Raw genomic sequence first — 11,665 nt, forward strand, 5'->3', positions numbered from 1 at the left:
GGCCGGTCCCGGTCGAGAGAGCGGCCACACTCAGGGCATGAGGAGCACCTGGAGCTCGCAGCGGGGCGCCCGGTGATGCATGCACTGCTGCTCGTGCACGACGACGCGCTGCCCCATCTCCCGTGCCAGCCCCCGGATGAAGCCGATGCCCACGCCACACAGCCGGCGCGGTGAGCCATAGGACACGAGCACCACGTCCTCCTCGCGGCGGATCCGCAGGTTCGAGGGCGGAGGCTTCGCGTCCTGGCGCACGCTGCGGAGGATGTGCTCGGCCCGCTCCACGATGTCGAGCACGCTCCAGTTCGGCTCCAGGAGGACGCGGTACTTGCGCAGCAGGCTGGGCGCGATGAACTCGCCAAAGTCCTCCAGCACCAGGCGCGGCGCCTGTCCCAGGAGCTGCGCGGTGGCGGCGACCAGGGCCGTCACCTCCTCGTCTGGGTATTGCTGGAACGCCAGGTAGATGCGCTGGGGCAGTCCGGCCTTCTCCAGGAGTGACTCCCAGCCCTGGGTCCCCAGGCGCGACTGGGCGTAGCCCCGCAGCTCATGGAAGAGAATGCCGTGCATGGAGCGCCTCCGGGCCCGAGGTTCCCCTCGGCCGTAGCATGCCCCGTGACTCGCGTGCGACCCGGGGGCGAGAACCCGGTCCACCGCTGAACATCAACGCGCTGAGACAAGCCCTCGGAGCTGTTCGAGGTTGAACGGCGCGAAAAATGTCTGCTTTAGCAGTCGCGGCAGGGCTCGTTTTTCCACACACACGAGCTGATACGCGTCCTCCCACTCCCCCAGCAATACAATCACTCGCACGTCCGGGGCCGCGCGGTAGAGGTCGTTCAGGTTGTGCGCGAGCGCGGCCACGTCCTCCACCTCCCAGCGCTCCTCCACGCCCTCGGACTCCACGTGCAGCGTGAGCACGGGCCGCTCGCGCACGTCGGTGATTTTCAGCCGCCGCGCCGCGCCTCCCATGGCGGCCGTGAGCGGGCCCACCAGCTCATCGGGCCGCACGCCGTACGCCACGGACAGCCCTCCGGCCAGCGCCCCCGCGTCGCACAGCCGCAGCAGCGACACATGGGGCGGCTCTCCGGCTCGCACGTGCTCCGCGGCGACCGCGCGGTTCTTGAGGAGGTGCTCGTGGTCGAGCGCATCGAGGAGGGAAGCCATGACCGGCGCACCCTACCTGATGCGCCCCCGTCACGACTCCTCGCCCGTCCAGTAGTCCACCTCCGCGGCGAGCGGCAGATACGCATGCAGCGTGCGCGCGGCCTTGTCCCCACCCGGCGCGGCCCCCGCGAAGACGCCCACCTTCCCCGAGTCCGGGTACATGACGACGTCCGGCGCCTCCATCGTGGAGAAGGCCAGGTAGCGCAGCGGCTCGGGCCCCGCGTTGAAGACCTGGTGCGCGGAGCCGGGCCCCGGAGGCAGCGCTACATAGTCGCCGGCCTTCACGGGGAAGCGCTCGGAGCCCAGGCGCACGACGCCCTCGCCCGAGAGCACATAGAGGGCCTCCTCATTGGCCAGGTGGTAGTGAAACGGCCACGAGCGCTTGCCGGGAGGCAACTCCATGAGACTGCACCCGAGCTTGCGTCCCTGGGCGAGCGCGCCGAGCTGCTTGCGCCGCATGGCCACGCGCGACCCATGCGCGAGTTCAGTCCAGGCCACGTCGTCCGCGTGGATGAGGTGAGGATGAGAGGACAAGGTGGGCTCCAGGGTCAGGGCCGCGTGGCGATGAGCGCGAACACGCGGTGGGGAATGGACAGCGTCTCTCCGGGGAAGCGCTCCGCGAGGCGGCGTGCCAGCTCCGCGTCGAAGCGGGCCACCTCCTCGGGCGGCAGCGACGCGCCCACCCGGGCACTCGCGCGGACACGACCGAGCCACGCCGCGCGCGCGTAGGACGTGGGCGCGTCGAACGAGAAGGACTCCAACTGTTGGAAGCCCGCCGCCGTGACGTCATGAAACCACTGCGGATAGATGCCGGCGGCGTGGCCCCACTGGACGTACTGCGGCAGCGGGCCGGGGTTGAACGCGTTGATGAGGTCCTCGGTGGCCTCCGCGACGCTGCCGGGCGTGGGCAACCAGTCGAAGTGAGCGATGACCAACCGCCCTCCCGGAGCCACCAACCGGAACGCCTCGCGCGCGGCGGCCTCGCGCTCGAACCAGTGCCAGCACTGGCCCGCCACGTACAGGTCCACCGAGCCCGTGGGCAGGCCCGTCTCCTCGGCGCGGCCCAACCGGAAGTCGATGGAGAGCCCGGCGCGCACAGCGGCCTCGCGCGCGGCGTCGAGCTGGGGCGCGGCCGGGTCGAGCGCGATGACAGCGCAACCGCGCGCGGCCAGTCCCCGCGCCACGGTGCCAGTGCCGGTGCCCACGTCCAGCGCGCGCAGGCCCGAGCGGAGCACACCCTCGCGCTCCAGCCGCGCGAAGAAGGCGTCCGGGAAGCCGGCGCGATGCTTCAAGTAGTCCGACGACGTGCGTCCGAAGTCCACGTGCATGGCGGTGCTCCTCTGGGCCTGCTGGAGACTTCAACTCGACGGGATGTCGAGTCGAGTCGACAATGGCGCGCCAGGAGGCTCGTGACGCATGGTGGGTCGCAAAGGCGGTCGCTCTCAATCTCGATTCGACCTTCGACGTGAGGAGGAGCTGATGTCCGCGGCGGAGGCCGCCACCCTGCTCGGCGTGAAGCGGGCCACGCTGTACACGTACGTCAGCCGAGGGCTCGTGCGGTGTGTGCCCGAGCCGGGCACCAAGGAGAACCGCTACGTGCGCGCGGACCTGGAGCGGCTGAAGGCACGGCACGACGCGCGCGCCGGTCACGCCGCGGTGGCCTCGGGCGCGCTGCGCTGGGGTGAGCCCGTCATCGACTCGTCCGTGTCACGCGTGGGCGCGGCGGGGCTCGCGTACCGAGGCCACCCCGCCGTGTCGCTCGCGTTGGAGGGGCGCGCGTTCGAGGACGTCGCGGAGTTGTTGTGGACTGGCACGCTGCCGACCACGTCCGCGCGCTGGGCCCCTCCGGAGCCTCCCCCGTGGCCCGCCTCCACGCTCGCGGCGCTGCTGCCGCGCGACACGCCTCCGCTCGCGTCCTTGTCCGCGCTGGTGGCCCTGCTGGGCGCGCAGGACACCGCGCGCTTCGCCGCCCCGCCCGAGCAAGAGAAGGCCCGCGCGCGGCGGCTGCTGCGTCACCTGGGTGCCTGGGGCGGCGTGGCGCGCGCGCCGGGACGGGTGGCGCGGGCGCTGGAGGAGCCGACCGTGGCCGCGTCGCTCGGTCATGCGTGGGGCGCGAAGGGCCGGCACGCACCGGGGCTGCTCAACCGCGCGTTGGTGCTGTGCGCGGATCACGAGCTGAACGTGTCCACCTTCGCCGCGCGCGTGACGGCCTCGTCGGGAGCGGATCTCTACGCGTGTCTGAGCGCGGCGCTGGCGGCGCTGTCCGGCCCCAAGCACGGCGGCGCGTGCGACCGGGTGGAGGCCCTGCTCGCGGAGGTGGGCCGCCCCGAGCGCGCGGCCTCGGTGGTGCGCGAGCGGCTCCGGCGCGGCGAGGCCCTCACGGGCTTCGGACACCCGCTGTACCCGGACGGAGACCCGCGCACGCCGCCGCTGCTCGACGCCGCCCTGGCCCTGCGTCCCGAGGCGCCTGGCGTGCGCGTGGCGAAGGCCGTGCTGGAGGTGGTGCGCGACGCGGGCCACCCCGCGCCCTCGCTGGACTTCGGGCTGGTGACGCTGGCGCTGGCGCTGGGACTTCCCGCGGGGGCCGCGGCCACGCTGTTCGCGGTGGGGCGCGCGGCGGGCTGGGTGGCGCACGTGCTGGAGCAACGCGAGCAGGGACACCTGCTGCGCCCGCGGGCTCGCTACGTGGAGACACCGCGCGCGGATCCGCGCGGGTGACGCGGGGGGAAAAACGCTCGGGGCGCGGTGGTCCCCATCTCCCCACGGGAACCACCGCGCCTCGAACTCCGCGCCCGCCCCGTCTCCCCTCGGAGCGGTCGCGTTACCGCACTGCGACTGCAACTGCTGTACTGATGTGCCTGCGGTCACCCGCCGTGAGACGGCCGGGTGACCCGGAGATTCCCACGACCGCGACACGTTTCACAGTCCGTACGCGCCAGAGAATCATTCCGGAATACTCGCGGCCATCAGCCCGGGGCTCCTGCCAGGGCGGAGAGGCCCGGTCCTGCCCCACCCCGGGTGTGTCACCTGCGAGGCATCCCCGCCGCGAATCCGGTTGGAGGCAGGACACCCGGCGGACAGACTGGCGGGCGTGAATTCGCGCCCGCCCCTGCCCGTGCCCGTCCTGATGCTGCTCGGAAACATCGCCTTCATCGGGGCCTGGGTCGTGGTCCTCATGCACCCCACCGGCTGGCAGGTGCTGGGGCCCGTCCTGCTGGGCCTCTTCCTGCTCATCCGAGTGGGCGGCGCTTGGCTCTATGCGTCGCGGACGCCGGACCCCTCTGGCCGCGTCCGGCGCTCCGCTGTCGCCACCACCGTCATCGCGCTGTTCGCGGTGGGGCTCTGGGTCTTCACGCTGCTGCGAGGGCCCGGCTAGGCCCCCACAAAGCGAAAGCGGGCGCCTCCACGAAGGAGACACCCGCCGGGTAGGCCGCGCTCGCGCGACGCCTCAGACGTTGAAGCGGAAGTGCATGCAGTCGCCGTCCTGGACGACGTACTCCTTGCCTTCCACGCGCAGCAGGCCCTTCTCCTTCACGGAGGCCTCGCTGCCCAGCTTCACCAGGTCCTCCCAGCGCATCACCTCGGCCTTGATGAAGCCGCGCTCGAAGTCCGAGTGGATGACGCCCGCCGCCTGCGGCGCCTTGAAGCCCTGGTGGATGGTCCAGGCGCGGCACTCCTGCTCGCCCACCGTGAAGTAGGTCCACAGGCCCAGGAGCTTGTAGCCGGCGCGCACCACCTTGTGCAGGCCCGGCTCGGTCAGCCCCGCGCTCTCCAGGAAGCCCGGACGCTCGGCCTCGGGGAGCTGTTGGATTTCCGACTCCATCGCGGCGGCCAGCACCACCACGCCCGCGCCTTCCTTGGTGGCCATGTCGCGCACGGCCTGGACGAACTTGTCGCCCTCGTCCTTGCCAATCTGCCCCTCGCTGATGTTCGCCACGTACAGCACGGGCTTGTCCGTCAGCAGGAACATGTCGCGGATGGCCGCGCGCTCATCATCCGTGAGCTTCTGCGCGCGCACGGTGGTCGCGTTGTCCAGCCCCGCCTTGATGCGGTCCAGCAGCACCAGCTCGGCCTTGGCCTCATCGCCTGCCTTGCCACCGGACTTGGCGTTGCGCTGGGCGCGCTCGCGGCGCTTCTCCACCGTCTCCAGGTCCTTGAGGCACAGCTCCGTGTCGACGACATCCCGGTCCCGCACCGGATCCACGCCGCCCTCGACGTGGGTGATGTTCTCGTCCTCGAAGCAGCGCAGCACGTGCAGCACGGCATCCACCTGGCGGATGTTCGCCAGGAACTGGTTGCCCAGGCCCTCGCCCTTGGACGCGCCGCGCACCAGCCCGGCGATGTCCACGAACTCCAGCGACGTGGGGATCTTCTTCAGCGGCTTGATGAGGGCCGACAGCTGGTCCAGGCGGTCATCCGGCACCGGCACCACGCCCACGTTCGGCTCGATGGTGCAGAACGGGTAGTTGGCCGCCTGCGCGCCCGCGGCGGACAACGCGTTGAACAGGGTGGACTTGCCCACGTTGGGCAGTCCGACAATGCCGATGGAAAGAGCCATGTTGGATTCCTGGAACAGGCGAGCCCGGGGGCGCGCTTCCCGCTAGGCCGACTTGCGTGCGCCCTGCACCGGCAGGGACTGCACGAACTGCTCGGCCAGCGCGCGGTGCTTGCTGTCGTCCATGCGCTCGTTCAGGAGCTTGCCGGCCACTTCCATGGACAGGTCCACGGCCATGGAGCGGACCTCCGCGATGGCCTTGGACTTCTGCTCCTCGATCTCCCGGCGAGCAGAGGCCTTCAGCTCCTCGGCCTCCTTGCGGCTCTTGGCCATCAGCTCGTCGCGGAACTTCTCCATGTCCGCCTGGTTGCGGCGCATCATGTCCGCGGCCTCGCGGCGCGCCTCGGCAATGGCCGTCTTCTGGTCGGCGAGCAGCTTCTCCGCCTCGGCGCGCTCACGCTTGGCGCTCTCGATGGCGTTGGAGATCTGCTTCTCGCGCTCCTCCACCAGCTGGAGGATGGGGCCCCACGCCTTCGCCCGGAGGACGACGAGCACGAGGATGAAGGTGACGATGGTCCAGAAGATGAGTCCCGGGCGGACCTCCACGAAGCTGCTGGAGGCGAGGACGGAGGGCAGGAGCATGGCGTGTCCCGAGGCGTGAAGGGAGGAGGGCGGGAACTGCGGGTGAGACGGGAACTGCACCGACCTGGCGCCCGCGGACTCAGGCCCGGGGCGCCAGTGCGGCGTGACGAACCTGCTTAGGCCTTGATGGCGAGCAGGATGCAAACGACCAGCGCGAACAGCGTGGCGCCTTCGATAAGGGCCGCGGCGATGATCATCGTGGTGCGGATGTCGCCAGCGGCGGCCGGCTGACGGCCCGTGGCGTCCATGGCGGCGGCGGCGAGCTTACCGATGCCGAGGGCGGCGCCGATGATGGAGAGGCCAGCGCCGATACCGGCGGCGAGGAAGGCAAGAGCGAAGTTGGTCATGGAAGCACTTCTACTTTCAGAGCGAGGACCCGCTTGTGGGGGGGTCGTGAATTCCCTTTAGGACTACCTCTGGCGACCTTTCGAATCGCCAGGTCTTCAACCGGGGCGCCGTACCGCCGCGCCCCGTCAACTTGATTGGACCGCTACCGGCTCAGGCGTGCGCCTTGCCGTGGGCGTCGTCCTTGTGGCCGTGCCCGTGGTCACCCTCGTGGCCGTGGTCATCGTGGTGGTGGCCCATGGCCACGCCCATGCCGATGAAGAGGGCCGAGAGCATCGTGAAGACGTACGCCTGCACGAAGGCCACGAACAGCTCCAGCAGGTAGATGCCGAAGGCGAACGGCACGCTCACCAGGGCCACCGCGGGGTGGGCCAGCATGAAGATGAGGCCCAGCAGGAAGAAGATGACGATGTGGCCCGCCAGCATGTTGGCGAAGAGACGGATGGTGAGCGCGAAGGGCTTGGTGAACAGGCCCAGCACTTCCACCGGAATCATGATGGGCCACAGCCAGGGAGCCACGCCGCCCGTCAGGTGCTTCAGGTAGCCACCGAGGCCCGCCGCGCGGATGCCGGCAATCTGGGTGACGACGAAGGTGCACACCGCCAGGCCGCAGGTGACCGCGACGTTGCCCGTGGCGGTCGCCATCCAGGGGAACAGGCCCAACAGGTTCATGAAGAGGATGAAGAAGAACGCGGTCAGCAGGTAGGGCGTGTACTTGGGACCCTCCTCCTTGCCGATGTTCTTGATGGCCAGCTCGTCACGCACGAAGAGGACGAGCATCTCGAAGAGGTTGGCCCCGGCGCCGCGCGGCACCAGCTTCGACTTGTCGCGGTTGCTCCACAGCATCAGCGAGCCGATGAGGAGGACCGCCGCCAGCCACATCATCACCGTGTGCTTGGTGATGGAGAGGTCCAGGCAACCGGCGCCCAGGCCCGGCGTCACCTCGCCGTGCTCGGAGGCCACCGGCGTGCATGCACCCTCGTGGAAGGGGATGAACAGCCGGGGGAGGTGGATGACGTGCTCCTCGGAGCTGAGCGGCACCTCGAACTCGTACTCATTCGAGTCCGCCACGTGGTGGAGGATGTAGCCGGCCACGTCCTCCTTCCCCGCCGCCTCATGGCCCCCCGCGGGGGCCTCGTGGCCCGCGGACTCGTGCCCCTCGGCCTCATGCTCCGAGGCCAGCACGGTGCCCGCGAACAGACAGGCGAACAGCACCATAGCCTTGCGCATCACTCGTCTCCGCCCGCCGCGCCTTTCGACGCGGCCATCACGTAGCTGACTTCAATCCACTGCAGCGCGAAGTAGACGCCAAAGAAGCCGCCAACGAACGGCACCGCGCTCAAATCTCGAGACACCACCCACGCCAACCCCAGCCCCACGCACACCCCGCGCAGCGCGAACACCAACCCCACGACCTTCAGCGCGGCCTTCAGGTCCGCCTGCCGCATCGCCCGTCGCTTCAACAGCAGCGCCAGGACACCCGCCACCGCAGACAACCCCACGCCCAACAAGGCCGCCAGCCGGTCATCCGCCGCCTTCGGCATCGCGGCGGCCACCACCGCGCCCACGACCATCACCCCCGCCGCCAACCCCGCGTGCGACCGGAACGGGTCGCTTCCAGACTCCCGCGTCACTTCCGCTTCCCCAGTCGGGCCATCTCACGGAGGAAGCCGTAGAAGCCCACGCAAATCCCCACCAGGCTCAGCCCCAGCAGCATCCACGGCGCCGTCCCCAACCACCGGTCCAGCCCCCACCCGCCCAGCACTCCCACCACCGCGCCGCCCACCAGCTTCCACACCGCCGAGATGTAGGGCTCCGCGGCCCTCATCTGCCGGGCCGTCTCACCCAGCTCCCGGTCATCGGGGCGCTCGTTCGAGGGTCGTCGCTCCGCCATGTGGACGCCTCACCAAACCCTGGGAAAACCATGGGTTTCACCATCACCCCACCCTGCCCCATTCCACGCGCGGGCGCCGCTTAGCACCGAATGCGCGGCAGGCGCAACCGCTACCATCCGGGGGTGGACAGTCCCTCGGGAGAGGGGGTTGCGGCAGGCGTGAGTTCTTCTCTCGCCGTTCTCTCTCATGGAGGATCTGCCGCGCTCGTCCGCCCGGCGGACGCCAAGGCCAGGGCCCGCCTGGCCGCGCCTCGCCGCGACGGCTCCCGAGTCGCCAGCTTGCCTTGCGCACCGCATCGTTTCCGCGCGTCGCCCCGGAGGAGCCGAATGCCCAAGCCGCTCGAACTCACGTCCCCGCGCTTCAAGAACGGCGGCCCCATCCCCATCGCCTACACAGGGGAGGGAGAGGACAAGGCGCCGTCCCTTCACTGGGAGAACCCGCCCGCTGGGACCAAGAGTCTGGCCCTCATCGTCGAGGACCCGGATGCCCCGGACCCACAGAACCCGAAGATGACCTTCTGCCACTGGGTCCTCTACAACATCCCCCCGGGCGCCCAGGACCTCCCGGACGGCGCCAACGCGGACGTGCTCCCCGCCGGGGTCCGGCAGGGGCTCAACGACTTCCACCGCTCGGACTATGGCGGGCCCATGCCGCCCATCGGAAACCACCGCTACTTCTTCCGGCTGTACGCGCTGGACACGGTGCTGCCAGACCTGGGGCGGGCCACGCGCGCGGAGCTGCGGGAGGCCATGAACGGCCACGTGCTCGGCGAGGCCGAGCTGCTCGGCACCTACCAGAAGGTGCACCACCGCGGCGCGACGCACTGAGCGCGGCGACGGACTGGCTCCGGGCCTACCCGCGCACCAGCACGGCGGGCAGGCCCGGCACCTTCAGGTACTCCACGCGCGTGGGGCGCGGCGCCACCTCGGGCCAACCCGGGCGCGCCAGCGCGGCCAGAATCTCCAGCACCGGATAGGTGAAGGACTCCACCCGCGCGCCTTTCGTCATCGGCTCCAGGCCCCAGGCGAGCCCGAGCCGCAATCGCTCACACCGCGCCAGCTCCGACACGTAGGCGGGCAATCCCTCGGGCCGCGCCTCCAGGTCTCGGCAGAAGGTGATGGCCTCCTCGCGGTTGAGCAGCTCGGGCAGCGCTTCCGTCATGAAGCGCTGGAGCCGCGGGCCCAGCTCGGGGCGCTTCGATGCATCCACCCAAGGGAGCTGCTCGGTCACCCGCGCGCCCCGGTGGTAGTCCATCATCCGCCCGGCTCGGTCCACCACCACCGCGTCCGCGCGCAGGAGCGCCTCGCGCTCCCGAGGCGTCAGCGCATAGCCCGACAGCGCCGCGCTCGCGTCCTGTCCCCACGCCCGACGGAAGCGCGGGTCCACGTGCAGCCGCGCCAGCACTTCCAATGACTGGGAATAGCTCATGGCCAGGTCTCCATCAGGCCGTGCTCGCGCCATGGCGTTGCAAGATGGCCCGCGCCCGCGCCAGCTCCTCCACCAACCGCGCGAAGGGCGGAAAGCCGCTGTCCATCTCGAAGTTGACGCCGCGCACCGGGCAGCGAGGCACCACGTACTCCAACAACTGCCACACCTCCTCCGGAGAGGGCGCCGAGTGGCTGTCCAAGCGCAGGCCCTCGGCCGTCGTGCCGCCAGCCAGGTGAATCTGGACCACCCGCTCCAATGGCAGACGGTCGATAAAGCGATACGCGTCGTAGCCGTGATTCACCGCGTTGCAATAGACATTGTGCAAGTCCAACAACAGGCCGCAGTCCGCGCCTTCCACCACGCGACGGATGAAGTCCGCCTCGTCCAGCGTGTTCAGGTCGGTGTGGAAGAGATAGGCGATGTTCTCCAGCACGAACGGCACGCCCAGATCGGCGCGCACCGCGCGGGCGTTGCGCACGCAGGTCTCCACCGCCTCGTCCGTCAGCGGCACGGGCGTGAGCGCGCGCAAAGGCAGATGGCCCACGCGCGTGAAGCACAGGTGGTCCCCGTGCCACACGCTCTTCGTCCGCGAGAGGATGCGCCGCAGGCCATCCCGGTAGCCCGGCGCGTCCACGCCGTCCGAGCCCACGCTCAACTCCAGACTGTGGCCCACCAGCGGATAGCGCCTGGACAAGACATCCAGGCGCCGCTCCGCGTCCTCCGTCAGCGGCAGGAAGTGCTCGGGCGTCACCTCCAGCCAGTCCACGCCCGGGTTGCCTCGTGCGAGGTGAGGGTTCAGGTCCCAGCGATAGCTGAGGCCCACGCCCAGATAGGGAAGCCCCATGGCGCGCTCCTCACGCCTTGCGGCGCGCCATCACCTGGAAGTGCTGCCCCAGCACCGCGAAGCCCTCGTGCGCCAGCCGCTCCTGGAGCGCGAGGATTTCGTCGCGCGCCGCCCACGCGTCCCACGGCGTCCCGGGCGTGCCGCGCGCGGCGGCCATGGCCTGGAGCATGTCGAAGAACATGACGGGCTTGCCGAAAATCTCATCCAGCTCCGCGCCCGCGTCAGCCACCGCCTTCTCCAGCTCGCGCACCGTGAAGGCATGCACCGGCAAGCCGTAGGGACACGAGGTGCGGCCATCGAGCAGGGATTGAAATGCCTCGGCGGGCTTGCCCATCTTCAGCGTCCCGGCGAACGCCTCGTAGCGGTTGTCCACGCCCAGCACCACCGGCGCGCCCGGCTTCGCCACGCGCACCAGCTCCTGCACCGCGCGCGGATACGCGTCCAGGCAATACGAGACCGGGTCGCCCTCGCAGAAGACCAGGTCGAACGTGGCGTCGGCGAAGTCCAGCGCCGCCACGTTGCCCTCCACGAAGGTGGCCCGCTCGAGCAGGCCCTTCGCGGAGAACTGCGCGCGCGCGCCGTCGAGCATCCCGGGCGAGATATCCAACACCGTGACGTGGTGCCCGGCCTCCGCGAAGCGCGTGCCGAACTTGCCGCCGCCACCGCCCGCGTCCAGCACCCGCCAGGACCGCCCGTCCTTGGGCAGCAGCGCCTCCACGGGCTTCCAGGTCAGGTGCTCATACGCCAGCCAGAACAGCTTGATGGCCACGTGGTTGGGCGCCGTCTGCTCATACTTGGGCGACACCTCGTCATAGCGGCTCTTGAGGGCCGTGGGGTTCGCGGAGCTCATGCAGCGTG

At 70.2% G+C, this 11,665-nt stretch carries 16 protein-coding genes; 3 read left to right on the plus strand and 13 right to left on the minus strand.

All coding sequences use genetic code 11. The annotated features are described in order from the left end of the window. Positions 1–30 precede the first annotated feature (30 nt). The 4 genes from JGU66_06225 to JGU66_06240 all read right to left on the minus strand — a co-directional run bounded on the left by JGU66_06225 (position 31) and on the right by JGU66_06240 (position 2,486). Complete coding sequence (locus tag JGU66_06225) at positions 31–564, minus strand: heme NO-binding domain-containing protein (protein ID MBJ6760352.1); 534 nt, start codon at positions 562–564, stop codon at positions 31–33. A gap of 93 nt (positions 565–657) precedes the next feature. Next, the gene (locus tag JGU66_06230; GenBank protein ID MBJ6760353.1) at positions 658–1,158 is read right to left on the minus strand and encodes a hypothetical protein; all 501 of its coding nucleotides are present in this window, start codon (positions 1,156–1,158) and stop codon (positions 658–660) included. Positions 1,159–1,188: 30 nt separating this feature from the next. After that, positions 1,189–1,692 (minus strand): cupin domain-containing protein, encoded by a 504-nt coding sequence (locus JGU66_06235; GenBank protein ID MBJ6760354.1) that lies wholly within the window; start codon positions 1,690–1,692, stop codon positions 1,189–1,191. Between the two features lie 14 nt (positions 1,693–1,706). Continuing rightward, a complete protein-coding gene (locus JGU66_06240; GenBank protein ID MBJ6760355.1) occupies positions 1,707–2,486 on the minus strand; it encodes a class I SAM-dependent methyltransferase in 780 nt (259 codons plus the stop codon). 88 nt (positions 2,487–2,574) lie between these two features. Here JGU66_06240 and JGU66_06245 point away from each other — a divergent pair, with 88 nt between their 5' ends. After that, positions 2,575–3,876, plus strand: coding sequence for a helix-turn-helix domain-containing protein (locus JGU66_06245; protein MBJ6760356.1), 1,302 nt, complete (start codon positions 2,575–2,577; stop codon positions 3,874–3,876). A 409-nt stretch (positions 3,877–4,285) separates the two neighbouring features. Beyond that, positions 4,286–4,534: a hypothetical protein gene (locus tag JGU66_06250; GenBank protein ID MBJ6760357.1), complete on the plus strand. Its 249-nt coding sequence runs from the start codon at positions 4,286–4,288 to the stop codon at positions 4,532–4,534. A gap of 72 nt (positions 4,535–4,606) precedes the next feature. On the opposite strand, the gene ychF is transcribed toward JGU66_06250, so the two are convergent. From ychF to JGU66_06280, 6 genes are all read right to left on the minus strand, one after another. Next, positions 4,607–5,716, minus strand: a complete 1,110-nt coding sequence (gene ychF, locus JGU66_06255; protein MBJ6760358.1) for a redox-regulated ATPase YchF — start codon at positions 5,714–5,716, stop codon at positions 4,607–4,609. A 42-nt stretch (positions 5,717–5,758) separates the two neighbouring features. After that, complete coding sequence (gene atpF, locus JGU66_06260; protein MBJ6760359.1) at positions 5,759–6,295, minus strand: F0F1 ATP synthase subunit B; 537 nt, start codon at positions 6,293–6,295, stop codon at positions 5,759–5,761. A gap of 116 nt (positions 6,296–6,411) precedes the next feature. After that, positions 6,412–6,642 carry an ATP synthase F0 subunit C gene (locus JGU66_06265; protein MBJ6760360.1) on the minus strand — a complete coding sequence of 77 codons (231 nt, stop codon included), beginning with the start codon at positions 6,640–6,642 and terminating at the stop codon, positions 6,412–6,414. A 151-nt stretch (positions 6,643–6,793) separates the two neighbouring features. Then, positions 6,794–7,870, minus strand: coding sequence for a F0F1 ATP synthase subunit A (gene atpB / locus JGU66_06270; protein ID MBJ6760361.1), 1,077 nt, complete (start codon positions 7,868–7,870; stop codon positions 6,794–6,796). Further along, the gene (locus tag JGU66_06275; GenBank protein MBJ6760362.1) at positions 7,870–8,274 is read right to left on the minus strand and encodes a hypothetical protein; all 405 of its coding nucleotides are present in this window, start codon (positions 8,272–8,274) and stop codon (positions 7,870–7,872) included. Before JGU66_06275 ends, atpB begins: the two co-directional genes overlap by 1 nt. Further along, a complete protein-coding gene (locus JGU66_06280) occupies positions 8,271–8,534 on the minus strand; it encodes an AtpZ/AtpI family protein (protein ID MBJ6760363.1) in 264 nt (87 codons plus the stop codon). Before JGU66_06280 ends, JGU66_06275 begins: the two co-directional genes overlap by 4 nt. 327 nt (positions 8,535–8,861) lie before the next feature. On the opposite strand from JGU66_06280, the gene JGU66_06285 reads away from it, so the two are divergent. Next, the gene (locus JGU66_06285) at positions 8,862–9,362 is read left to right on the plus strand and encodes a YbhB/YbcL family Raf kinase inhibitor-like protein (protein ID MBJ6760364.1); all 501 of its coding nucleotides are present in this window, start codon (positions 8,862–8,864) and stop codon (positions 9,360–9,362) included. Positions 9,363–9,387: 25 nt separating this feature from the next. Here the strand turns inward: JGU66_06285 and JGU66_06290 are convergent, their stop codons facing one another. From JGU66_06290 to JGU66_06300, 3 genes are read right to left on the minus strand one after another with little or no spacing between them, the layout of a single operon-like run. Further along, positions 9,388–9,963: a hypothetical protein gene (locus tag JGU66_06290; GenBank protein MBJ6760365.1), complete on the minus strand. Its 576-nt coding sequence runs from the start codon at positions 9,961–9,963 to the stop codon at positions 9,388–9,390. A gap of 13 nt (positions 9,964–9,976) precedes the next feature. Further along, on the minus strand, positions 9,977–10,807 hold the full coding sequence (locus JGU66_06295) for a DUF692 domain-containing protein (GenBank protein ID MBJ6760366.1): 831 nt from the start codon (positions 10,805–10,807) through the stop codon (positions 9,977–9,979). A gap of 10 nt (positions 10,808–10,817) precedes the next feature. Further along, complete coding sequence (locus JGU66_06300) at positions 10,818–11,657, minus strand: methyltransferase domain-containing protein (GenBank protein MBJ6760367.1); 840 nt, start codon at positions 11,655–11,657, stop codon at positions 10,818–10,820. Positions 11,658–11,665: the final 8 nt, after the last annotated feature.

The organism is Myxococcaceae bacterium JPH2, assembly GCA_016458225.1.
In the GTDB taxonomy this organism is placed as follows: domain Bacteria; phylum Myxococcota; class Myxococcia; order Myxococcales; family Myxococcaceae; genus Citreicoccus.

What these genes read in the sequence shown, in the direction of transcription:
- JGU66_06225 (MBJ6760352.1), bottom strand. Translation starts at nt 564, where the DNA reads ATGCACGGCATTCTCTTCCATGAGCTGCGGGGCTACGCCCAGTCGCGC.
- JGU66_06230 (MBJ6760353.1), bottom strand. Translation starts at nt 1,158, where the DNA reads ATGGCTTCCCTCCTCGATGCGCTCGACCACGAGCACCTCCTCAAGAAC.
- JGU66_06240 (MBJ6760355.1), bottom strand. Translation starts at nt 2,486, where the DNA reads ATGCACGTGGACTTCGGACGCACGTCGTCGGACTACTTGAAGCATCGC.
- JGU66_06245 (MBJ6760356.1), top strand. Translation starts at nt 2,575, where the DNA reads ATGGTGGGTCGCAAAGGCGGTCGCTCTCAATCTCGATTCGACCTTCGA.
- JGU66_06250 (MBJ6760357.1), top strand. Translation starts at nt 4,286, where the DNA reads ATGCTGCTCGGAAACATCGCCTTCATCGGGGCCTGGGTCGTGGTCCTC.
- ychF (MBJ6760358.1), bottom strand. Translation starts at nt 5,716, where the DNA reads ATGGCTCTTTCCATCGGCATTGTCGGACTGCCCAACGTGGGCAAGTCC.
- atpF (MBJ6760359.1), bottom strand. Translation starts at nt 6,295, where the DNA reads ATGCTCCTGCCCTCCGTCCTCGCCTCCAGCAGCTTCGTGGAGGTCCGC.
- JGU66_06265 (MBJ6760360.1), bottom strand. Translation starts at nt 6,642, where the DNA reads ATGACCAACTTCGCTCTTGCCTTCCTCGCCGCCGGTATCGGCGCTGGC.
- atpB (MBJ6760361.1), bottom strand. Translation starts at nt 7,870, where the DNA reads ATGCGCAAGGCTATGGTGCTGTTCGCCTGTCTGTTCGCGGGCACCGTG.
- JGU66_06280 (MBJ6760363.1), bottom strand. Translation starts at nt 8,534, where the DNA reads ATGGCGGAGCGACGACCCTCGAACGAGCGCCCCGATGACCGGGAGCTG.
- JGU66_06285 (MBJ6760364.1), top strand. Translation starts at nt 8,862, where the DNA reads ATGCCCAAGCCGCTCGAACTCACGTCCCCGCGCTTCAAGAACGGCGGC.
- JGU66_06290 (MBJ6760365.1), bottom strand. Translation starts at nt 9,963, where the DNA reads ATGAGCTATTCCCAGTCATTGGAAGTGCTGGCGCGGCTGCACGTGGAC.
- JGU66_06295 (MBJ6760366.1), bottom strand. Translation starts at nt 10,807, where the DNA reads ATGGGGCTTCCCTATCTGGGCGTGGGCCTCAGCTATCGCTGGGACCTG.
- JGU66_06300 (MBJ6760367.1), bottom strand. Translation starts at nt 11,657, where the DNA reads ATGAGCTCCGCGAACCCCACGGCCCTCAAGAGCCGCTATGACGAGGTG.